Annotated in this window: 17 protein-coding genes; 4 read left to right on the top strand and 13 right to left on the bottom strand. The window is 55.3% G+C overall.

Going from position 1 to position 22,372, the window contains the following annotated elements; genetic code table 11:
• The first annotated feature begins 20 nt into the window (after nucleotides 1–20).
• From C6A77_RS03535 to C6A77_RS03520, 4 genes are all read left to right on the top strand, one after another.
• Entirely contained in the window at nucleotides 21–1,784 is a 1,764-nt protein-coding gene (locus tag C6A77_RS03535; RefSeq protein WP_114168036.1) for a hypothetical protein, read from the top strand.
• The gene (locus C6A77_RS03530; protein WP_114168035.1) at nucleotides 1,772–3,016 is read left to right on the top strand and encodes a glycosyltransferase family 4 protein; all 1,245 of its coding nucleotides are present in this window, start codon (nucleotides 1,772–1,774) and stop codon (nucleotides 3,014–3,016) included. Before C6A77_RS03535 ends, C6A77_RS03530 begins: the two co-directional genes overlap by 13 nt.
• Nucleotides 3,016–4,242 (top strand): glycosyltransferase family 4 protein, encoded by a 1,227-nt coding sequence (locus C6A77_RS03525; protein WP_114168034.1) that lies wholly within the window; start codon nucleotides 3,016–3,018, stop codon nucleotides 4,240–4,242. Before C6A77_RS03530 ends, C6A77_RS03525 begins: the two co-directional genes overlap by 1 nt.
• 475 nt (nucleotides 4,243–4,717) lie before the next feature.
• The gene (locus C6A77_RS03520; protein ID WP_114168033.1) at nucleotides 4,718–5,803 is read left to right on the top strand and encodes a DUF6270 domain-containing protein; all 1,086 of its coding nucleotides are present in this window, start codon (nucleotides 4,718–4,720) and stop codon (nucleotides 5,801–5,803) included.
• A 73-nt stretch (nucleotides 5,804–5,876) separates the two neighbouring features.
• Here the strand turns inward: C6A77_RS03520 and C6A77_RS03515 are convergent, their stop codons facing one another.
• From C6A77_RS03515 to C6A77_RS03455, 13 genes are all read right to left on the bottom strand, one after another.
• A complete protein-coding gene (locus C6A77_RS03515; protein WP_114168069.1) occupies nucleotides 5,877–7,868 on the bottom strand; it encodes an acyltransferase family protein in 1,992 nt (663 codons plus the stop codon).
• Nucleotides 7,869–7,972: 104 nt separating this feature from the next.
• Complete coding sequence (locus C6A77_RS03510) at nucleotides 7,973–9,970, bottom strand: acyltransferase family protein (protein ID WP_161959643.1); 1,998 nt, start codon at nucleotides 9,968–9,970, stop codon at nucleotides 7,973–7,975.
• 430 nt (nucleotides 9,971–10,400) lie between these two features.
• Nucleotides 10,401–11,282: a glucose-1-phosphate thymidylyltransferase RfbA gene (gene rfbA / locus C6A77_RS03505; protein ID WP_114168031.1), complete on the bottom strand. Its 882-nt coding sequence runs from the start codon at nucleotides 11,280–11,282 to the stop codon at nucleotides 10,401–10,403.
• Nucleotides 11,283–11,287: 5 nt separating this feature from the next.
• Nucleotides 11,288–12,184: a dTDP-4-dehydrorhamnose reductase gene (gene rfbD, locus C6A77_RS03500; RefSeq protein WP_114168030.1), complete on the bottom strand. Its 897-nt coding sequence runs from the start codon at nucleotides 12,182–12,184 to the stop codon at nucleotides 11,288–11,290.
• On the bottom strand, nucleotides 12,181–13,251 hold the full coding sequence (rfbB, locus tag C6A77_RS03495; RefSeq protein ID WP_114168029.1) for a dTDP-glucose 4,6-dehydratase: 1,071 nt from the start codon (nucleotides 13,249–13,251) through the stop codon (nucleotides 12,181–12,183). Before rfbB ends, rfbD begins: the two co-directional genes overlap by 4 nt.
• A 100-nt stretch (nucleotides 13,252–13,351) precedes the next feature.
• Entirely contained in the window at nucleotides 13,352–15,349 is a 1,998-nt protein-coding gene (locus C6A77_RS03490; protein ID WP_114168028.1) for a nucleoside-diphosphate sugar epimerase/dehydratase, read from the bottom strand.
• A 58-nt stretch (nucleotides 15,350–15,407) separates the two neighbouring features.
• On the bottom strand, nucleotides 15,408–16,421 hold the full coding sequence (locus C6A77_RS03485) for a glycosyltransferase family 4 protein (RefSeq protein ID WP_114168027.1): 1,014 nt from the start codon (nucleotides 16,419–16,421) through the stop codon (nucleotides 15,408–15,410).
• A complete protein-coding gene (locus C6A77_RS03480; RefSeq protein ID WP_114168026.1) occupies nucleotides 16,418–17,407 on the bottom strand; it encodes an SDR family oxidoreductase in 990 nt (329 codons plus the stop codon). Before C6A77_RS03480 ends, C6A77_RS03485 begins: the two co-directional genes overlap by 4 nt.
• Entirely contained in the window at nucleotides 17,407–18,516 is a 1,110-nt protein-coding gene (locus C6A77_RS03475) for a DUF1972 domain-containing protein (protein ID WP_114168025.1), read from the bottom strand. The genes C6A77_RS03480 and C6A77_RS03475 overlap by 1 nt, the downstream gene beginning before the upstream one ends.
• The gene (locus tag C6A77_RS03470) at nucleotides 18,506–19,597 is read right to left on the bottom strand and encodes a glycosyltransferase family 4 protein (protein WP_114168024.1); all 1,092 of its coding nucleotides are present in this window, start codon (nucleotides 19,595–19,597) and stop codon (nucleotides 18,506–18,508) included. The genes C6A77_RS03475 and C6A77_RS03470 overlap by 11 nt, the downstream gene beginning before the upstream one ends.
• Nucleotides 19,594–20,301, bottom strand: coding sequence for an acyltransferase (locus tag C6A77_RS03465; RefSeq protein WP_114168023.1), 708 nt, complete (start codon nucleotides 20,299–20,301; stop codon nucleotides 19,594–19,596). The genes C6A77_RS03470 and C6A77_RS03465 overlap by 4 nt, the downstream gene beginning before the upstream one ends.
• Entirely contained in the window at nucleotides 20,298–21,146 is an 849-nt protein-coding gene (locus tag C6A77_RS03460; protein ID WP_114168022.1) for a hypothetical protein, read from the bottom strand. Before C6A77_RS03460 ends, C6A77_RS03465 begins: the two co-directional genes overlap by 4 nt.
• The gene (locus C6A77_RS03455) at nucleotides 21,106–22,371 is read right to left on the bottom strand and encodes a hypothetical protein (RefSeq protein WP_178082370.1); all 1,266 of its coding nucleotides are present in this window, start codon (nucleotides 22,369–22,371) and stop codon (nucleotides 21,106–21,108) included. Before C6A77_RS03455 ends, C6A77_RS03460 begins: the two co-directional genes overlap by 41 nt.
• Nucleotide 22,372: the final 1 nt, after the last annotated feature.

Here is a 22,372-nt window from a genome sequence, read left to right as displayed (position 1 = left end):
CCGTAACAAGGCAAGTTATTATGAGCGAAGCAAAAAGCGCAAATCAAAATTCAGGCCGCTGGATCTACTCCGTTGCTTCCAAGGTAACTCGCAACATCCCGGGGCTTACGTTAACAATCATAATCTGCACTTTAGCCGCGCAGATCAGCTTATTGGCAGCATCGTACCTGCCCTTGAAGGCAATCATTCTTATTGGATCACCTTCCATTCCCTCGTACTTCCCTGAATATTTCAAGGCGTTCGAGCAACGGGAACTATTTGTAGGGCTTTGCCTTGCAGCGATCGCCTTCTATTTGCTTTATCTCGCTTCGGAGTCGATCACCAAGAAACTGACGGTTCTTGGAAGCGAAAAGCTGGTGAGCAACAGCAGCAAGTTGATTGTATTCGATGGGCAGGATGATGTCGCTCGCAAGGCGTATCTTCGGCTTACAAGAAGTTTAGCTGCGGTTGTGTTTCTCGCGCTAACCATCGCAGCGCTTGGATTTATATACTTAGAACTCTCAGTCGCAGTCATTTCGTTTTGGCTTTTGATGGGGGTTGTCGCCAGAGCGATAACGGCATTAAAAAAAGGCCATTCATCATCAACGAGTGAAGCCACTTATGAATTAGTGAATTCGATGGGATCATTTGGCTTCCTCGCTGCGTTTTCCTATCTCGCCTATGATCTGCTCTCAGATACGCCACCCAGCCTGCTTCCCGCAATAATCGGCGTGTTGCTCACACGTCAGATCATGCAGCGGGCTACTTTGCTAATCCAGGATGTAATCCTGCTTAAAGAACAGCGCTTACAGATTTCAGCGCTGTTCTTCAGCGGTCATAAATTAATCGGCGAAACAAAGTCTAAAGCAACACGTTTCTGGAACATTTTCACTAAAACCCAAATCGATAATTGGGTGCCAGCCTTAGTTAACAGTATCGCGCAAAAACCCTATACCGAACATTGTGTAAACTGGCATCAAAGTGGCGTGCACGATGTTTTTGCGCTCGAAGTAAATAGTAAAAACAGCCTAGGCGCTACAGACACCTATCTTATCAAAATCTTCAACACCACGCGCAGCACGTTAGCTATCAACGAAGCCACTTTACTGTCCGAACCGCATATTCTAAACCTTTGCACCATTCCCTTTATTCATGCAACCATCATGGATGGCTTCCATTGTCATATCTTCCGACCAGAGCATCTGAATAAAGTACCCGCAATTGAGTTTGGCACACACCAACTTGAACTCACCAAGCGCCTCATGAGAAGCATCCCTTCTCCATCACTTGTGCAAAAATATACCCGCTCGCGACCTCTACTGTGGGACCGTCTAAACGACTCCGCGCTGGCCAACCTTGGCGAAGCACTCGAAATCAGCAAACACCAAGAAGCATTCAGAGCCTTCATGCGTGATATAGAAAATACTCGCTATCTGCTTCGTACCCTTCCTCTTCATATTTGCAACTCTCAGGTAGGTAAGGATCAGATTTTCATTTCGAGCACTGGCGCCTTGACCGCAAGCTACTGGGGCAACTGGAGCCTTGAACCCATCGGCGCCAGTCTGCACATTTCCAAAAAGCTGGAGCCGTCGCTACCAGCATTGCTGCTCGATCTCCAAGCGCAACGCGACGACACGCAAGCAGTGACGGCTCAACATTTATATCTTTCGGCATTGTGTTTTCAACTCGATCAGCTGCTCGTGAGACAAAACTACATATCGGCCGCGGAAATCCTCCCCCAGATCTCAAATCTGACAAGTGCTCTCAATCGACCCGTTTTAGAGGTGGCCATATGCAACGTGTAGCCATGATCGTCTGGAATGAATTCCTGAATGACGCCCGTGTCCTGAAGGAGGCTCAGACACTTCAACACGCAGGCTATGAAGTTACGGTCTTTGCTCTGCACACCCCTGGCGTAACGCGTCAGCGCGAACAGCTAAAGGACGGTATTGGTGTGTTCCGTGTTGCTCGTAGTCCGCTGTGGCGCTGGCGTAAGGGAAAGGCAGAGGCGACCAAGGCCACCCACACCAGCAAAACCCAAGGCCCCATTGGAAAACTCACATTCAAGCATCAGCTTTTGCGCCTCATCGCCCGGGCTTGGACGCATACCGCTCTTCTTTGGCACATGATCCGGCATCGTCCCCATCTAGTGCATGCCCACGATGTGAACACTCTGCCTACGGCCTGGTTAGCTGCTCGTTTCAGCCGAGCACGTCTGGTATATGACGCCCATGAAATCAGCACCAGCCGCGAAGGTTATGAGAGCTTCCGCCGCATGGTAGGCTTCGTAGAAAAACTGCTGATGCCCAAGGTAGATGGCAGCATCACGACCACTGACGCAAGAGCGAAGTACTTCGCTCGCGCTTATGGAGTGGTGCGCCCCACCGTCTTGCAAAACCGCCCTCGGCTGACTCATTGCGCTACTTCCAACCAAATCCGAGAAGAGCTTGGGCTGACCGCTCCTTGGCCAATAATTATTTACCAAGGCGGCTTGCAGCAAGGCCGGGGCCTTGAAAAACTGATCCAAACTGCCAAGGAGGTGCCTAATGCCTACTTTGTGCTCATTGGTGGTGGCCGCCTGACTCAAACTCTGATTCAGCTTCGCGACACGCTCGGATTGCAGCAACGTGTTCATTTCATTCCCACAGTCGCTTTATCAGAGTTACCAAAATATACCGCATCTGCTGACATTGGCGTGCAACCAATCGAAAATACTTGCCTCAATCATTACACTACCGACTCCAACAAACTTTTTGAGTACTTGATTGCTGGCTTGCCAGTCGTGGCAACTGACTTCCCGGAAATTCGTCGAATTGTGCGAACTAACGATGTCGGGATGCTGGTACCAGCCAATAATTCGCCAGCACTGGCGCAGGCATTAAACCAGTTGGTTACCGACTTACAGCTACGGAAAAGACTTGCCCACAACGCGCGCGTAACCGCAGGAACATTGAACTGGGAAGAGCAGGAGGCTCGTTTGGTAAATCTTTACCAACAAATACTCCCAATTGCCACTCCCAGAAAACAGGCTCGATAATGACCACCCGAATTCTTCTGCTAAGCTTTTACTACCCACCGGATCTCTCGGCAGGTTCATTTCGTGCAGAAGCGCTGGTCGACGCACTACGGGCTGAGTTAGGTGAGCACGTGGCTATCGATGTGGTCACGACACACCCTAACCGCTATCACTCCTTTACAGCAAATGCGGTCAGTCTTGAACACTCCCCACTTCTAACAATCAGGCGTATTGATATACCGGCACATCGAAGTGGGATCAGAGATCAGGCAAAAGCCTTCATCAGTTTCGCCATCAGCGCGCTAAAAATCACACGAAATCAAAACTACGACCTAGTGTTCGCCACCTCGTCGCGTTTAATGACAGCCTCGCTCGGGGCCCTCATTGCGAAACGAACCGGCTGTGGATTGTATTTAGATATTCGCGACATTTTCGTTGATACCTTGCGAGACCTCCTGCCCGCTCAGTGGGGACGCTTTGCAGCTCTCATTTTTTCACCCGTTGAACGTTGGACCATAAACAACGCGACCCGTGTAAATTTGATATCGCCAGGTTTCCTGCCTTACTTTAATACTCGCTATCCAGGCCGAAAGTTTACTCTTTACACTAACGGCGTAGATGACTTATTCATAAACCAAAACTCGATATCACTCACAGCAGAGCCTGAAACAGCACCCGCTCGCATTAAAGTGGTTTACGCAGGAAACATTGGCACCGGGCAAGGTCTGCACCAGATACTTCCCGAACTGGCGAAACGGCTTACTGGCCAGGTAGAATTTCACTTGATCGGCGCTGGAAGCACGTTAAGCCACCTCAAGCTTGCACTTGAACAGGCCGAGGTTAATAACGTTCGAATTTCTCCGCCAATGAAACGAGATGAATTGCTTCAAGTTTACCACCAAGCCGACGTCCTTTTTTTGCACTTGAATAATCTAAAAGCATTTCGTCGAGTCCTGCCTTCTAAGCTATTTGAGTACGCCGCAACCAATAAGCCTATTTGGGGCGGCCTTTCTGGTTATGCCGCTCGCTTTGCAAAAAAACGGATTAAAAATACTGCACTGTTCCGGCCATGCGATATTGAAGGGGCCATTGATGCCTTACAAAACCTGAAGTTGCAGCAAACTTCCAGATCTGATTTTGTCGAGCAATTCTCTCGAAGCAATATCAAGAAGGAAATGGCCAAGGACATATTAAAGCTTTCGCCAAAGTACGTGGCTCGATCAACATTCTATGATACAAATAGCTAAGACAGCGGCCTCCTAAATAAGCAACTGTCCACTCATACCAGGCAAATCTATTTCAGCTTGACCACTCATCATCCAAGGCGCATCCACTTCAGAAAAAATTGAACTCTCTGCCCTAAAGCAGGGTCATAGGTTCAAGTCCCACGCAGCACATCGACATCAAGCCCGCCCCGTGCATGAGCAGGGGTTCGCAAGGATTTCATTCTTGTGACGCACTACGGATTAGAGCGCTTGGTAGCCGCCGCATGGGCGTTGCATTCCCCTCCCTTGCTCGGGATAATGCTATTAGCTATCCCTGAAAAAGGCATGAATTGGATCCTATATGATCGCCACTACTAACCGTCCCATGACTATCGAGCCTCATCGGCGCTTCCTGAAGATAATCAAATCGGTTACGCCCCTAGTAGTTGCGGGCTTTGTGGTCGCGCCATTTGATGCATTACCAAATTGCATCACTCCAGAAGGCTAAAATAAGACAGTGACTAAGAATCTAATTATCTATGGCAGCTGCGTCTCCCGAGACATATTCAACCTTGAGGAGACCAGCGACTTCAGTCTGTTAGAATACTATGCAAGATCCTCTATGGCTTCACTTTGCAGTGCAGCCTATATTAACGAAGAGGCATTAGCACGCATACCTTCAGCCTTTCGTCGCCGCATGGTTGCGTACGATTTCTCAAAGGCGATGTTTTCCGAGAACAACCAATTCAATAACTCGGATATAATTCTAATAGACTTGATCGATGAACGATTCGACCTGGTCGCATTGCCTTCCGGACAAATAATCACGCTGTCAAATGAACTTACCGAGAGTGGCTTGCTTGAAGACCCATCCATAGCCGGTTTCAGAATAATCCCTCAAGGTTCGATGGAGCGTCGCAAGCTCTGGTTACAGGGAATGCAAAGACTGTTCGCTTTCTTGAGGGACCGCAACAAGCTAGACAGCGTGCTCATCAACAAAGTTTTTTGGTCGTCGAAGTTTGATAAAGACAGCGAAACCAATTTCCCTGTAGCGCCTGCTTTAATTGACAAGGCAAATGCCGAATTGAGCTGGATGTATGATGTATTGAGCCACGAGTTGGCCGAGCATCAGTTCATAAGCTTTTCTCCCTCTCTTTTAACGGCCGACGAAAAACACCGCTGGGGTATATCTCCTTTCCATTATTCTGAGGGCTACTACGCAGAAGCCCTCTTACAGATAAGGAAAAAGGCTGAGAGTCTAGATGAGACGGATGCCGAAGCCCCGTCAACACCTTGCCCTTATCCTCCACTTGTCTCCTCCGGTGCAAGACTTACTGTAGCGGCATTTAAAGCAGACCAAGAAATATTTGCCCACTGCTCTTTGGCTACTGGTGGAAATATTCAAAATAGCGGAAATGTCGCTTTTTATCTGGTAGTAGACGGTGCCCGTCGCGATGTGCGCTGGTACAGCACCTCACGAGATGCCCGATTCCCTGTCCCGACTTCATACGAGACATTAGAGGTCATTGCTTTTTACAAAGATACACTGGAAGAACAGCTATCCGCGAAATGTAACGTTGAAGAAATGGAAAACCTGTTGTAAGCGTTCATCGTCTATAAACAATGGGCAGGTGCATACCCGCCCATTCTTCTAAAACAAGAGTGACAACAGCCCATTACATATCTTTAATGCTGCCGCTATCCGCGAACGATTCCGGGTTATTCGAGAGCGCTCGTAATAATTCCAGTGGCAACGAGTTTGTTCGCAGCGCTTCCTCACCTAGCATTTCAGAGCCGGGAATGCTCAAATGACCCTCATCATAATATAGCGGAATGCCTTTCATATAGGCTGAACATGTCCCGTTCTTGCAGATGAATTCTCGCAAGCCAAACACGCTGACTCGTTGATAATCTTTAGCGACATCAACGATCAGCTTGTTAACCGCGATCTCACCTTTATCTGCATACGAAGATTGCTTCTCGCATGACATGAACGGTATCTTGAGCTGTTTCTTGCTGCAGTCACGATCATAGCCAATGAACCCTGGCGCTCGAAGAGCAACAACGACGCTTTTACCGGAATCGACAAGTAGCTTCAAAGTCTGCCTGAAGTCAGATTCAAAGCTCGGCTCCCTCGCATATGCTTGCCAACTTGCGCCCAGCACAACAGTCTCATAGTTCTTGAGTTCACTGCGCACCATTTTGTTGAACGCAACACAGCTTTTCTTAGCAGCGGGCAAGACGTATTTTTGACTAAGCTCTCCAGGAAATGGCGGGCAAGAAGCGTGCTCTATGTTCCGCAACGTGTAGCCATAATGCTCCGCAAGAACCTTCAAATAGCCCATAAAATGCGCGGCATTAGAGTCGCCAAATAGAATCGCACGCGGTTCTTTAGACAGGTCCCCGACGACACATTTTTTATCGCTCAAAAACTCGGCCTTGGCTCCGACCTGACATACATATCGGTAGCTAAAAGCGGGCCCTGTGTTATCGTTAATATTCGTTAATTTCTCTACGTAGCCTTTGGGTGAAAGCAGTTCAATCACCCCGTTGAAATACAACGCAACACCCGAAAGCATGCAAGTCGCCGCGAGCAACCCGGAAAGGGCAAACGCTTTGGGGGAAGAGCCCCCATGCCTGAAGGGTTTTTCCACAAAGAAATACGAGAATAATGTCATCGTTACAATAATGACAAGACACAGCCCGCCGCCAAGCAGGTCAGGTTCACCCATTGCATAACGATAAAACGCCAGCACCGGCCAATGCCACAGATAGAGAGAGAATGATACCAATCCGATCCCTACCAAGGGGCGTAGAGAGAACAGTTTACCGATGTACGTTGGGCTGAATGTGCCGCCTGCAATAAGCAGTGCAACACCAACGGTAGGCAGTATCGAGATAAGGCCTGGGAAACCATCCGACTCACGAATCAATATCAATGACCCGGTCGTAATCACAAGGCCGACAGCAGCCATCAACTCAGCATGAATCCGCTGAGGTTTATAATTGGTATTTTGGCATATGAAATAAGTAGCAGCACCAATCAACAGCTCACCAGCACGTGCTGGCAACATATAATAAGAAAATTTCTGATCCGCGGCCAATGTTAATTGCCCACAAATAAACGATAGAGCTGCCAAAAACACTGCAACAATTATCAGCCATCGCTTTCCACCCAAAACAAACGCAGAAAATAGAAAAGCAGGCCACAGCAGATAAAATTGTTCCTCAACGCCGAGAGACCACATATGAAGCAACGGAACCATATCTGAAGAAGCCGCAAAATAGCTTACATCCAGATATTTCCAGAAATATATATTCGCTACCGATAAAAGGGAGGCGAGCGCCGAACCTGATAAATCGCTGACATCCTTTGGAAGCATCAGAACGACGCCCGCCAATACGGTCACGAAGATCATGAAAGCAGCAGCGGGTAAAATACGCCGAATTCGTCGCAGATAGAAATCTGTAAACTTGAATTCGCCTGCAGCTAACTGCCTTGCTACGATACCTGTAATCAGATATCCAGAGATGACAAAGAAGACATCAACGCCTACGAAGCCGCCTGGCAACCATTCCTTGTTGAAGTGAAAAATCACTACTGCCAATACGGCCAAGGCGCGCAACCCATCAATATCAGGACGGTATGCAATAATTTTATTATTCATGACTTCCCTTTCATAGGGCATCGCCCTTCACAAGGTATGTAGAACGCGACATATGGAACTCCCCTACAAATTTAGCACTGGTATAAACTATTTAAATGCCATAGCTATCGAGATGGAGGCGACAGCATGTTCGCCTCATCAGGCTCTATTTTTGAGAAAAGCAATCCGGGCCTGTTTTTCTCGGCAATCGATAGCTGTCCAATCTGCTCAGATCCAGCCATGCTCAAATGACCGAGATCGAAATAGATGGGTTTCCCTCGCAGATAGGCGGAGCAAGTGCCGTCAGTACAAATGTAGTTTCTTAGCGTGAACGTCTTGACGTTGCTATACTTTTGCGCAATAGCGATGATCTGATTATTTATTTCCGTCTCACCAGGGTCAGCATACACGCCTCGTTCGGCACAGTGGATTCCTGGGATCTTGATGGCTTTAAGATCACAGGCTCTGTCGTAACCTCTGAAAATCGGCACCTTAAGTCCAATGATGATATTTTTGCCTGTAGCCGACAGCTCTTTGACCAAGCCCTCGATGTCTTCTACATAGTTCTTGGTTCTGTACTTGTAGCCTTCCCAATCTGCGCTAACGATCAGGGTGTCAAAACTGCCAAAGCTCTCTCGAACCAATGTATTGAACTTTTGACAGGAGTCCCGACTCGCCACTTTCACATACGGTCGGCTTTTTTCACCCGCGAACGGCACACAAGAATCATGCGCAATATTGCGCATTGTGACACCCCGATTTTCCGCCACCACCTTCCAATAGCCAACGTAGTGGGCCGAATTCGAATCACCAAAAATCAAGACGCTTGGTTTCTTGTTACCGGGGCCAATAAGGCAGCGATCCAACGTCATCAGACTGGCATCGGCACGTGAAGTTTGGCAGTTATACTCGTAGCGGTATGCGGCTTTAGTTTGATTAAAATGCTCCGTAACTTTAGCGTGATAACCTTCCGGCGACAGCTCTTTCACTAAGCCTTTGGTACCTATGGCGTAGTAAGAGACGGTTACGGTCAATATAGCCGTCAAAGCAACTGCAACGCCTTTAACGCTCAAAATTTGCTTCGCTGGTCGTCTGAAAGGCACTTCCACAACGTAATAAGAAATCAATGTTGTGGCGAGTAGCAACGCGCTGCAAATCCAGTAACCATACCCTGTGGGTTGACCATACGCGTAGCGGTAATATGCCAAAATCGGCCAGTGCCACAGATAAAGAGAGAATGAGACAAGCCCGATAAAAACTAGAGGCCGAAAGGACAAGCACGAACTCACAACATTCTTACCAACCGCCCCCGAAAAAATCACAGAAGCAACGCCTACCACCGGCAACAACGAAATAATTCCCGGAAACCCTCCGGACTCGCTTATAAACGCAATTGAATAGCCGACAGCGGCCATACCGGCGAGTGCTATAATCTGCGCAACACTTTTACTGATACGGCTTTTCCAACTCTCACTTGCAAAAAAGGCGAGCGCACCGATCAGCAGTTCACCAGCTCGCGAAGGAAGCATGTAGTAGGAAAACTTAGGATCAGAGACCAGCTTGCTTTCGCCATACAGCACGGATGCCAGAGATATTAGCACCGCCGCAAAAACCAATGTTTTTCTTCCGCCAACTTTATATAGACCGACAAGCAAAGCCGGCCACACCAAGTAAAACTGCTCCTCTACACCTAGCGACCACATATGCAGCAGCGGAACCATGTCAGAAGACGCGGCAAAATAACTTACATCCAGATATTTCCAGAAATATACATTTGAAACCGAAAAAATGGATGCTACTGCCGAGGAAGCCAAGTCCTTCGCATCCATCGGCACCATGAAAGCCAACCCAAAAATCACAGTGACAAAAATAAGCAAGAAGGCAGCGGGCAAGATTCTTCGAGCTCTTCTTATATAAAAATCTACAAAGGAAAACTCTCCCTTGGCTGCCTGTTTAAAAATAATACCTGTGATCAAATATCCTGAGATGACAAAAAATATGTCGACACCGACGAATCCACCAGGCAACCATTGCTTATTGAAATGAAATATTACTACCGCTAACACCGCCAGAGCTCTTAATCCGTCTATGTCTGGACGATAGGACACTTTGCTGACTTGCATCTCTGAATTCCCTGTCATGGGGCCCTTGAAGAAACGGTGGATGATACCGTTTTGCTAGCCCTTGCGGCCTTTTTTTCGTCGGAGTTCTCTATTTTCTCAAAAGCAAGCCCCACTGATGGGGCTTGCCTCAGACGCGCCTGGATAGCTAGGTAAATTCGACCACCTCCAGGTAGCCCCGAACAGGCTCCGCCAACCTTCTCCATGCGGATTTCGATCGGCGAATCTTTATGATCTGAATTAAAAAACCCACCTTAAGGTGGGTCCATGAAGTGCGCCGAAAGGGGCGTGTAAATGCTGCGGTATCGTATCAGCGTTAGGCTAATAGCCGCGCTACGATCACCATTTTCAGGTAGCCTGCACTGTGTTGCACGCCACAGATTCGTGATTGCGATTGAGAGGAACAAAGGGTCCAGATGCAGCTCATGCCCTCTCAATAAACCCTATCCCCCACCAACCGCTTCAAATACTGCCCATACCCATTCTTCGCCAACGGCTCAGCCAGCTTCAACAGCTGCTCCGCCCCAATCCACCCCTGCCTGTACGCCACCTCTTCCGGGCAAGCCACTTTCAACCCCTGCCGCCGCTCAATGGTCGCGATATACCCACTAGCCTCCAGCAACGAATCATGCGTCCCGGTATCCAGCCAGGCATACCCGCGCCCCATGATTTCCACCGACAGGCGGTTCTGCTCCAGATACACACGGTTCAGATCAGTGATTTCCAGCTCACCCCGCGCAGACGGCTTGATACCTTTGGCAATCTCGACCACGTCCTTGTCGTAGAAGTACAACCCGGTCACGGCATAGCTGGACTTCGGCTTGGCTGGCTTTTCTTCCAGGCTGATCGCCTTGCCCTTCTCATCGAACTCGACCACGCCGTAGCGCTCCGGGTCGTGCACGTGGTAGGCGAACACGCTGGCGCCCTCGCCACGTTCCATTGCGTTGCGCAGCAGTTGCTGGAAGTCGTGGCCGTAATAGATGTTGTCACCCAGCACCAGCGCCGACAGGTCGTTGCCGATAAAGTCTTCACCAATCAGGAAAGCCTGTGCCAAACCGTCTGGCGAGGCCTGCACGGCGTAGCTGATATTGATGCCCCACTGGTGGCCGTCGCCGAGCAGTTGCTCGAATCGCGGGGTGTCCTGCGGGGTGGAGATGATAAGGATGTCCTCGATGCCCGCCAGCATCAGGGTGGTCAGCGGGTAGTAGATCATCGGCTTGTCGTAAACCGGCAGCAGCTGCTTGGAAATAGCCAGGGTCGCGGGGTGCAGACGGGTACCCGACCCGCCCGCCAGAATGATGCCTTTACGCTTCATAGTGGTCATTTCTCGTGTATTTCCGTAAGCATGCGAGCCACACCCAGGCGCCAGTCTGGCAGGGTCAGGGCAAAGGCTTGCTGCAGTTTATGGGTGTCCAGACGCGAGTTGGCCGGCCGCTTGGCCGGGGTCGGGTAGGCATCGGTGGTCAAAGGGTTGACCTGTTCGGCGTGGGCTTTCAATGGCACGCCCAGCGCCGTAGCTTGCTCCAGCACGTAACGGGCGTAGCCGCACCAGGTGGTTTCGCCGGCCGCCGCCAGGTGGTACAGGCCGGCCAGGGCCGGCTCGCGCCGGGTGGCGATGATGGCGTGGGCGGTGATGTCGGCGATCAGTTCGGCACCGGTCGGGGCGCCATGCTGGTCATCGATCACGCCCAGGCTGTCGCGCTCCGCAGCCAGGCGCAGCATGGTCTTGGCGAAGTTGTTGCCACGTGCGGCATACACCCAGCAGGTGCGGAAGATCAGGTGCTGGCAACCGGCAGCCAGGATGGCCTGTTCGCCAGCCAGCTTGCTTTCGCCATAAGCATTCAGCGGGCCGACGCTGTCGTCCTCGCGCCAGGCCTGGGTGCCCTGCCCCGGGAACACGTAGTCGGTGGAATAATGCACCAGCAGTGCGCCGCAGTCGGCGGCGGCGCTGGCCAGTACGCCGACAGCGTCGGCGTTTATCTTGAAGGCTTGTTCGCGGTCGCTTTCAGCTTTATCCACAGCGGTGTAGGCGGCGGCGTTGACGATGACATCGGGAGCATAGGCGCGCACGGTTTCGGCCAGGCCTGGCAGGTTGGCCAGGTCGCCGCAGTGCGGCTGGCTGCGAGCGTTCAACGCCAGCAACTGGCCCAGCGGGGCCAGGCTGCGTTGCAGCTCCCAGCCGACCTGGCCGTCCATGCCCAGTAGCAGAATTTTCATGCCGAGCGCCCTGCGTAGTTTTTTTCTACCCAGTCGCGGTAGCTGCCGGACTGCACGTTCTGCACCCACTCCTGGTTGTCGAGGTACCAGGCCACGGTCTTGCGAATGCCGGTTTCGAAGGTTTCGGCAGGCTTCCAGCCCAGTTCGCGCTCGAGTTTGTGGGCGTCGATGGCGTAACGACGATCATGCCCGGGGCGGTCGGTCACGTAGGTAATCTGCTCGGCGTAGGGCTTGCCGTCGGCGCGGGGGCGCAGTTCGTCCAGCAGGGCGCACACGCGGTTGACGATTTCCAGGTTGGGCTTTTCGTTCCAGCCGCCCACGTTGTATACCTCGCCGGTCTTGCCGGCCTCCAGCACGCGGCGGATGGCGCTGCAGTGGTCCTTGACGTACAGCCAGTCACGAATCTGCTGGCCGTCGCCGTACACCGGCAGCGGTTTGCCGGCCAGGGCGTTGACGATCATCAGCGGGATGAGTTTTTCCGGGAAATGATACGGGCCATAGTTGTTCGAGCAATTGGTGGTCAGCACCGGCAGGCCGTAGGTGTGGTGGTAGGAGCGCACCAGGTGATCGCTGGCGGCCTTGCTCGCCGAGTACGGGCTGTTCGGCTGGTACTGGTGGGTCTCGGTGAAAGCCGGTTCGTCGGCGGCCAGCGAACCGTACACTTCGTCGGTGGACACATGCAGGAAGCGAAACGCCTGGCGCGCCGGCTCATCCAGGCCGCCCCAGTAGGCGCGTACCGCTTCCAGCAGGCGGAAGGTGCCGACGATGTTGGTTTCGATGAAGTCTTCCGGGCCGTGGATCGAGCGGTCGACGTGGGACTCGGCGGCAAAGTTGACGATGGCGCGCGGCTGGTGCTCCTGCAGCAGGCGGGCAACCAGCTCGGAATTACCGATGTCGCCGTGCACGAAGATGTGGCGCTGGTCGCCTTGCAGGCTGCTCAGGGTCTGCAAGTTGCCCGCGTAGGTGAGTTTGTCGAGGTTGACCACGGCCTCGTCATTATCGGCCAGCCAGTCGAGCACGAAGTTCGCGCCAATGAAGCCCGCACCACCAGTTACCAGAATAGTCATCGTTCAGTTCTTCCCAATTTCGCGTTCAAACTTCACAACGTTTGAAGTTCATGTGGGCGTTGCACTGCCGGCAACGCCTGCTTTTACAAGTGAGCAGCGTTCAGGGCTCCATGCGCCGGCGCTGGTACAGCCAGTCCACGATTTCCCCACCTGGCACATAGCCGCTCACGGTGTCGCGCAGCAGCTGGCGCACAGTGGCGAAGTCATCCTCTGCGGTCGCTGCGCGCAGGGCGTCAAGGCGCTGCTTCAGCACTTCCCAGGGCAGATAGTCTTCGTGGGCACTCATGATCATGGGGTGACGCGTGGCAATCACGTTGTCACCGATCAGCAGCTCTTCGTACAACTTTTCGCCCGGGCGCAGGCCGGTGAAGTTGATGGCGATGTCGCCCAACGGATTGCGCTCGGAGCGGATGCTGAAACCGGACAGGTGAATCATCTTTTCCGCCAGCTCGACAATTTTCACCGGCTCGCCCATGTCCAGCACGAACACATCACCGCCCTGCCCCATGGAGCCGGCCTGGATCACCAATTGCGCGGCCTCGGGGATGGTCATGAAGTAGCGGGTGATTTTCGGGTGAGTCACTGTCAGCGGACCACCTGCCTTGATCTGCTTGTGGAACAGCGGTATGACCGAGCCCGACGAGCCCAGCACATTGCCAAAGCGCACCATGGTGAAGCGGGTCTTGTTGACCTGCGAGACATTGCCGGTGTCACCCATCAGTACCGGCGCCAGCTCGCGGCTGAGGGCCTGCAGCACCATTTCGGCAAGGCGCTTGGTACTGCCCATCACGTTGGTCGGGCGCACAGCCTTGTCGGTGGAAATCAGCACGAAGTTGGCAACCCCGGCCTGCAGGGCTGCCTGGGCGGTGTACAGGGTGCCAAAGACGTTGTTCGACAGGCCTTCGGCAATGTTGTGTTCGACAATGGGCACGTGCTTGTAAGCCGCGGCATGATAGACGGTGTCTACTTGCCAAGCGCGCATCACATCGAGCATCTTCGCCTGGTCACGTACCGAGCCGAGGATCGGAATCAACTGCACGGCCAGGCCTTCACGGACAATGCGCTGCTCCAGTTCGCTGGCAATGGTGTACAGGTTGAATTCGCTGTGCTCGAACAACAGCAGGGTGCGCGGCGTCTGGCCGAGGATCTGGCGGCACAGTTCGGAGCCGATAGAGCCGCCAGCACCGGTGACCATCACTGTCTGGTCGATGATGCAGTGCTGTAGCAGGTCGCCTTGCGCCGGTACCGCATCGCGGCCCAGCAGATCGGCGATGTCCACTTCCTGAATGTCGTCCACCTTGACTCGGCCGCTGGCCAGGTCCATGAAGCCGGGCACACTGCGCACGTGCAGCGGGTAACCTTCCAGCAGGTTGAGGATTTCGCGGCGGCGGCTACGGCTGACCGAGGGCAGCGCCAGCAGGATTTCTTCAGCGCCGGTGTCGTCGATCATGCGTTGCAGCTTTTCCGGCTGATACACCTGCAGACCAGCGATCACCCGGTCGGTGATGCTGGTATCGTCATCAATGAAGGCGACCGGGCGCATGGCCTTGCCCATGCGCAGCGCCGCCACCAACTGGTTTCCGGCCGAGCCAGCACCGTAAATGGCCACCCGCGGCAGGCCGTCGTCGCGGTTGGCAAAGGGCACGTGCTGCACGGCCGTGGCAAACCAGTCTCCAAGGAAGTACTGGCGCATGGCCAGGCGCAGGCCGCCGACCATGATCAGGCTCAGCCACCAGTAATTGAAGGTGATCGAGCGCGGCACCACGTTCTGATGGTTGCTGGCCCAGTAGATGATGAAGCCGAGGATCAACGCCGACAGGGTCACCGCCTTGATGATCGCGATCAGCGCGTCATTGCCGAAATAGCGCATCACCGCCCGGTACAGGCCGAAGCGGATGAACAGCGGAATCGAGATGATCGGCGCGGTGACGAACAACCAGGTGTGGTCACGAACAGGGTTGGCCAGGTCATCGATGCCCAGCCGCACGACAAACGCCAGCCACAGTGCGAACCAGACCAGAAGCACGTCGGTCGCTACCTGAATCAGCCGTTTGTGGCGTCGAGGTAGTCCTAGCAGTCTTGAACGCAGCTTATCCATAGAGCCTCTGAGAGCTTTCCAAAGTGACATGTCCAGCGTGTTCTTCCTATCACTTTAGCTAGTGTTCGAGTTCACCGGCGCGCCAGCGCACGGCCAGAAATGCCAATGGCAGGTAGGCAATGATCACGCCCCATACGCCATCCAGGCCCAGCAACAGCACACACAGTGCTACCGGCAGCAGCCAGAACAGGTTGAGCGCAGCCACCGCCAGGGTCACCGGCAAGTGTTTGCCATAGTGACGCGAAGCGAACTGATAAGCGTGGCTGCGGTGTGCTTCGTACACCTTGTCACCGCGCAACAAGCGGCGCATCAGGGTGAACGTGGCGTCGACCACGAACACGCCCAGCAAAATCAGCCAACACCAGAACAGCTGTGGCGAGGCCCAGGCCGCTTGCAGCGACAGGCCTGCCAGAACGATACCGAGGAAACCGCTGCCAGCGTCACCCATGAAGATCTTGGCCGGCGGAAAGTTCCAGTACAGGAAGCCGAAGGTGGCTGCCGCCAGCAGCAGTGGCAGCGCCATCAGCTGCGGCGCCCCGGCCAGCGCCGAAAGCAACACCATGCCGAGGCTGGCGGTTACGGCTTCGACACTGGCGATGCCGTCGATGCCGTCCATGAAGTTATACAGGTTGAGCATCCATACGCTATAGAACGCGGCCAGGATGTAGCCGAACCACTGCAGGTCGAGGGTGAAGCCGAACACCTGCAGCGGCGCCATGCCGCCCAGCCAGTACAGCATCCAGGCGGCTGCAGCGAAGTGGCCGAGCAGGCGCCAACGGGCGGCGATATGGCCGTGGTCGTCCATGAAGCCGATTACCGCGATCAGCGCCCCGGCCCCACCGATGGCGACCAGCGTCGGCAGCGGCACTGCCCCGGCCAGGCCCAGCAGCGGCAAGCAGCCCAGGAAGCTCAGCACAATGGCCACGCCGCCGCCCCGTGGGGTAGGCACGGTGTGCGAACTGCGCGCGTTGGGCACATCGATGATCTGCCTGTTCAGCGCGTATCGCCGCAGCGCTGCGGTCAGCAGCAGGGATGCCCCTGCAACCAGGGGAATTAGCCACCATGCCGTCATTTGCCTTGCTCTTTCAGAAAGTTGAGTGCCGTTGCCCGCAGTGCCTGATCGACATCCAGCGGGGGCTGCCAGCCCAGCAGTTCACGGGTTTTGCCGATATCTACCTGTAACGAGCCGCACAAGCGCTGCGCCAGCCCGCCTTTGCCGGCCAGGCTGGCCGCGCCCTTCAGCCAAGCCGCGGGCAGAGGCAGCAACCTGGCTGGTTTGCCTAGCGCGTTGCCCAGCCGTTGTAGCAATTCGGTGGTGGACAGGTCATGGCCATCACTGGCCAGGAATGTCTGGTTGGCAGCGGCCGGGTGGTCGATGCACGTCACCAGCAGGTCCACGAGGTTGTCCAGCGCCACCAGGCTGCGTTTGTTGTGGATAGCGCCAAACGGTAGCGGCACGCCTTTGCGCAACCAGTTCATCATGCTGCGGAAATTGGCTTTCACACCCGGGCCATACACCAGCACCGGGCGCACGATCACCACTTCAAGCCCAGTTTCAGCCGCCAGTAGCCGCAAGCCATCCTCGGCTTCGCGCTTGGAGATGCCGTACGGGTCGGATGGCGCAGGCGATTCGTCGGCGGTGAAAGGCCGGCGACCGTCGGTGGTTTCGCCGTTCACCTTGATCGAGCTGACAAAAATGAAGCGCCGCACACCGGCCTGGACGGCAGCGCGGGCCAGGCAGAGGGTACCTTGCACGTTTACCCGACGGAACTCGGCCAGCGGGTCGGCAGCGGTTTCATGCATGACGTGCACGCGGGAAGCCAGATGGATCACGGTATCGACCTGGTCGAAATGCCCGGACGCCACATCCACGGCTGCCAGCTCGCCGAACAGCCGGTACTCGACGCCCGCCAAGCGCTGCCCTGGCAGTTGCCGCACCAGCGCGCGGGGCGCCCAGCGTGCTTCCTGACCAAGCCTCTGCAGCAGTACTTGGCCGACAAAGCCGCTACCGCCAGTGGTCAGGACGCCCGTGCGTTGTGCGTTGCCTTGAAGCGCCATCAACCCCTCCCCGCCCGGCCCAGCAGGCGCAGGAACACGCTGCGGTACTGCTCCGCCACTACCGACCAGCGGTAACGGCGGTTGGCAATTTCATGCAGGCGCGCGGACAGCCGCGCCCGCCCGCCTTCATCGGCAAACAACGCCTGGGCATGGTTGCGCAGCGAGGTGCTGTCGGCAAAGTACAGTGCCTGGTCTTCGGTGGTGGCGCGGTTGAAGGATACATCGAAGGCCACTACCGGCAGGCCCAGCCACATGGCTTCGACCAGCGACGGGTTGGTTCCGCCGGCACTGTGGCCATGCAGGTAAACCGTGGCATTGCTGCGCAACGGGCTCAGTTGCTCGACGTCGTAGATCGGGTCCAGCAGGTGAATGTTGCCTACCCCTTCGTACTGCTTGCGCAGTTGCACGCCGTATTCACTGTGGTTCCAGTTGCCGATGATCACCAGCGGCATGCCAGAATCGGCAAACGCCTCAAGGATGACATGGATGTTGTTCTCCGGCTCGATGCGGCACACCGTAAAGGCATAAGGCGCATCAAGAAACGCGTACGCCTGACGGGCTTGCACGCTTGGCTGGCCGGCCTGGGCCTGATCGCCACCATAGGCAATCAGTTCGCTGGGCTTGTTGTACTCGGCGGTGACGTATTCCTGCAGTACCTTGTTGTCGGTAATGACGGCGTGGGCAAAACGCACGGCCACCGCTTCGGACAACTTCAGGAACCAACGGGCGAAGTTGGACCACTTGGCGCGCTTCCATTCATAACCGTCGATGTTCACCACGATCGGTTTGCGGCTCAACAGGCGCATGAACGGCAGGGCAATACAGCCGGAAACCCCCAGAACCAGCATCAGATCATGCTTGCGGTAGGCGTGCAGCATGCTCAGCACATCGTACGGGATACTTTGCACGCCATTGGCCTTGAGGTTCAGGTAGACCAGACGGGCACGTTCGAAAAACTGCGGGCGCTGCGGGTAGTGTGGCGCGCTGCAATACACGGTGAGTTCGCAGTCCCCCGGCAGGTTGCGCACCAATTGTTCGGTCAACGTTTCCCAGCCACCATATTGAGCAGGTAAACCTACCGTACCAATCACTGCAATCTTATAGGTCATCAAACACCATCACGATATTTTTCTGGAAGTTGGCGGTGGAAAACTCACTCGCTTTGTTACGTGCGCGCTCGGATAGCGCGTGGCACAGCTGTGGGTCCTGCGACAGCTGCGTAACAGTGCGCACCAGTTGTTCATGGCTCTTCGAGTCGATCTGGTAACCCTCTACCCCGTCGCTGACCAGCTCGACCGGGCCACCTACCGGGGGCACGATGGTCGGGATGCCGAAAGCCATGGCCTCGAGAATAGTCAGGCCGAAGGTTTCGACCCAACCATCCACATGGGACAGGTTCAACACCAGGCTGGCGTTGCGGTAGAACTTCGCCACCTCGGCACTGGCCGGACAGAGCATGAGGTTTTGCGGCAGCATCCTGCCTGCGAAGTAGGCCTCTACTTCCTGCGGGCTGGCATTGAGCACCAAGGTGAACTTGAGCATGGGATCGCTGGCCAGTGCCGTGGCCAGGGCGACGAATTCGTCCACACCCTTGTAGCCCTTCAACGAGGCCAACATCAGCACATTGAAGCGGCCGTCGTGCAGGTGCTGGTAAGGCGTAGCCCTCGCCTGCTGCTGGAAGCTTTCGGCCAGGCCGTTGTATACGGTTACCGCCGGCACACCGGCCACGCCCTCCTTCACCTGCAGGTACTTCGACACGTACACCACCTTGCTGGCACAGCCGGCAATCACCCGACGCAAAAATGCCTTGAGTAGCGCAGGCCGGATAGAGGTTTCATGCACGTGGTAGACCACTTTGGCACCGCGCAAGCGGGCGGCCAGGGCAGCACCAAAGGGCAGCATGGTGTTCACCAGCACGATCGACCCCGGCTGCACCTGGCGCAACAGGCTGAAGAACAGCGCCAGTTGCGAAACGGCATACGCCAGCAAGGTCAACCAGCGGTTATCGAAGCGTTTGTAGGCAAACTTGCAGGTACGTACCTGCAGTTCGTCGAGCACACCGTGACCGCTGCTGCCTACATGCAGGATGCAGTCGTCGCCATGTTGCTGCAGCGCGGTGATGGTCTGGTTCAGGACCCGGGGGCTGCCACTGTAGTCATTCAGTAGATGGACAAAGTGCAACGTTTTCATGCCATCCCTTCTTCTGCTACGCGCGCCTTGATGAACTTGGCCGGCACGCCGCCATAAATAGAGTTCTTGCGGTACACGCCGGCTGCCACCACCGCCCCCGCAGCGAATACGCAACCATCTTCGATCACTGCGCCATCGAGCACGGTCACCTTGGCACCGATCCAGCAGTTGCGGCCCACCTTGATGCCCTGGCGACTCACGCCTTGCAGGCGGATGGGTTGCAGCGGGTCTTCGAAGTTGTGGTTTTCCGAATGGAAACTGACGAAGTTGCCAATGATGGTGTCGCTGCCAATCTCGATACCGCCGGCGCAGCCCAGGAAGCAGCCAGCACCCAGGCCGACGTTGTCGCCAATCACCAGGCCCTTGCCGATGTTGGCCAGGCTACCGGTACATTCGATGATGATGTGCTTGTTCAGCGACACGGCGGTGCCGAAGCGTATGCCATCATTGGACAAGGCATCGACGAAGCAGCCCTGGTCGATCACCAGCCCCGGTCCGTACTCGATCTTGCCCACTTCCTTCAGGGTGACCCCCGCGCCGATGAACGCCAGGCGCCGCCGACGCAGGCGGATGGCGCCGCGACAGGCCATCAGCAACTTGGTCACGAACAGCCCCAGCAAGTAGCCCGACGAGATGCGCCGGTCGACCACCAGCGTGCGCTTCTTGACCAGCAACACCAGTTTTTCGAGCAAAGCATGCATCATTTCACGGCCCTCACCTGGGTAAACAAGGCCTTGACGAAAGCCGGACGGCGGTAAGCCACCGCTTTGCGAATGGCCGCATAGACCAGGTACAGGTCAAGCAGGCTCCGTTCCAACAGGCCGCGGGAATGGAAGCTGATACGCAGGCCGTGGATCATTTCCTCAAAGCGGAACAAGGCACGCTCGGGGGTATCCGCGCTGTGCTCGGACAGGTCGTGGGCAATTTCCACATCGAGTACACAGGCCTTGGGAAAATAGTCTTCGTAGCGGATGAAAAAGTCGGTATCGGTGGCATAGAAGCGCAGCCGCTCGTCATAGAACGGCGTCATGCGCTGGAAGCATTCACGGGTGAAGATCAACCCGCTGTTGATGCCCAGCAGATTCCTGGAGTCCACCAGCCCGACGGCCACATTGGGTGCAAGGCGGCCAATGAACAACCAGCGCTTGCCGGGGCTGACCAATTGCCCGTGGCTGACCAGCCGCGGCATGAACACGCCCACCTGATCACCAGACGGCGAGCGGCGCACACGGTCGATCTGCGCCAGGCAGCTGGACAAGCGAATGTTCGAGTAGTTGGTGTCGTCATCCGAGATCATGAACAGCTCGACCCCGGCGGCAAACACCTGTTCGGCCACCGTGTTATAGACCACTGACAGCCGCTGGTTGTCCGCCTCGTACCAGTGGACGCCCGGGCACGGCTGCGCCACGCCGGGTGAGTTGTTCCAGACGTACAGCTGCAGGTCGATACCCTCTTCACGCAGCAGCGCCTGCTGCGCAAGCAGCGACTGCAGGGCAATCGAGTCCTGGCTAGCTTTCCGATACAAGACGATCAGTACTGCCAAGCTCAATTTTTGTTCTTCTGTTTTCACCAATGATCACCATCACCACGATCGCGAAAATGTAGAGGACAACACTGTTCGTATAGGACTGGAAAAAGAACGAGCTCAGAAAAAACGGATAGCTGGCAATCACGAAATTGCCCATGCCATTCTTCCACGAGCTGGCATTCGCCCGGTCCCGGACGATGATCGCCACCAGTTTGTGATACCAAAGGATCAACCCGGCCATGATCAACAGGCCGACCCAGCCACAGGTAGCCAGCAGGTTGAGCCAGAACGAATCGAACCAGTGCGGCTGGCCTGGGCCTACCGCGCCAAAGCCATAGCCCATGGGGTGCACACTCAGCACCTGGTACATGTGCAGCCACTGCCGCTCACGGTCCAGTGCCGACAAATCCTGGGTGTAGCCCATCGACAGGTAGGCGAAAATCGCCACCGTCAGGCCAACGAACTGCAGGTAGCCCAGCAGCGAAATCAGCCAGGCCGTACGTAACACCCGGGCCACCACCAGCATCGAACAGATACATACCAGGCCGATCATGGCCGTGCGTACCGAACCAATCACCACCAACCCGCACAGCAGCAGAAAGGCAGCCGTCAGCAACAGTCGCCGAGGCAGCGACCAGTTGCGCCCGCTGAGCAACACGGCCAGCGTCATGGCGGCGGTATTGAGGATGACCGCAGAAAACTCCAGAGTGCCGGTAAAGAAGCCGGAAACTCGCGGCAGCCCGTCACGCATCGAGTTGTAGGGTTGCAGTTCATAGCCTTTGGCGGTAAGCAGTGGCCAATACCAGAACTGCTCGGCCGAGGCGATTGTCAGGTACTGATACAACGCATACACACCGGTGACCACACTCATGGCCAGCACCGACCAGTACACATGGCGTAGCTTCTTCTCGGTCGGCACAGCCTGGGCCCAGATGGTCACCGCCATGCCGATGAACACCGGCACGGCCAATGCACGGAACATGCGCACCGAAGACGCGCTCAGATCGCCGAATAGCAGGTACAGGAAGACGAAGAACAGCACGACCAGCAACCACCGCCCGACCTTGAGGTTGAGCTTGCCGCGTACCGTGACGCTGGCCAGCGCCCGCAGCAGCAGCCAGCTGATCATCAGCAGGCTGATCATTTCTCGCCAACCGGCAAACACACTGCCCAGCCCCAGCGTCAACACGACGAAGTCGCTGAAGAACAGCAGGCAGAACAGCACGCCGATAAAGATCCTGATCACA

This window comes from Pseudomonas sp. AFG_SD02_1510_Pfu_092, from assembly GCF_003331055.1.
Classification (GTDB): Bacteria; Pseudomonadota; Gammaproteobacteria; order Pseudomonadales; family Pseudomonadaceae; genus Aquipseudomonas.
The sequence above is the reverse complement of the archived record's forward strand: the minus strand, read 5'-3'. Positions and strand labels throughout refer to the sequence as shown.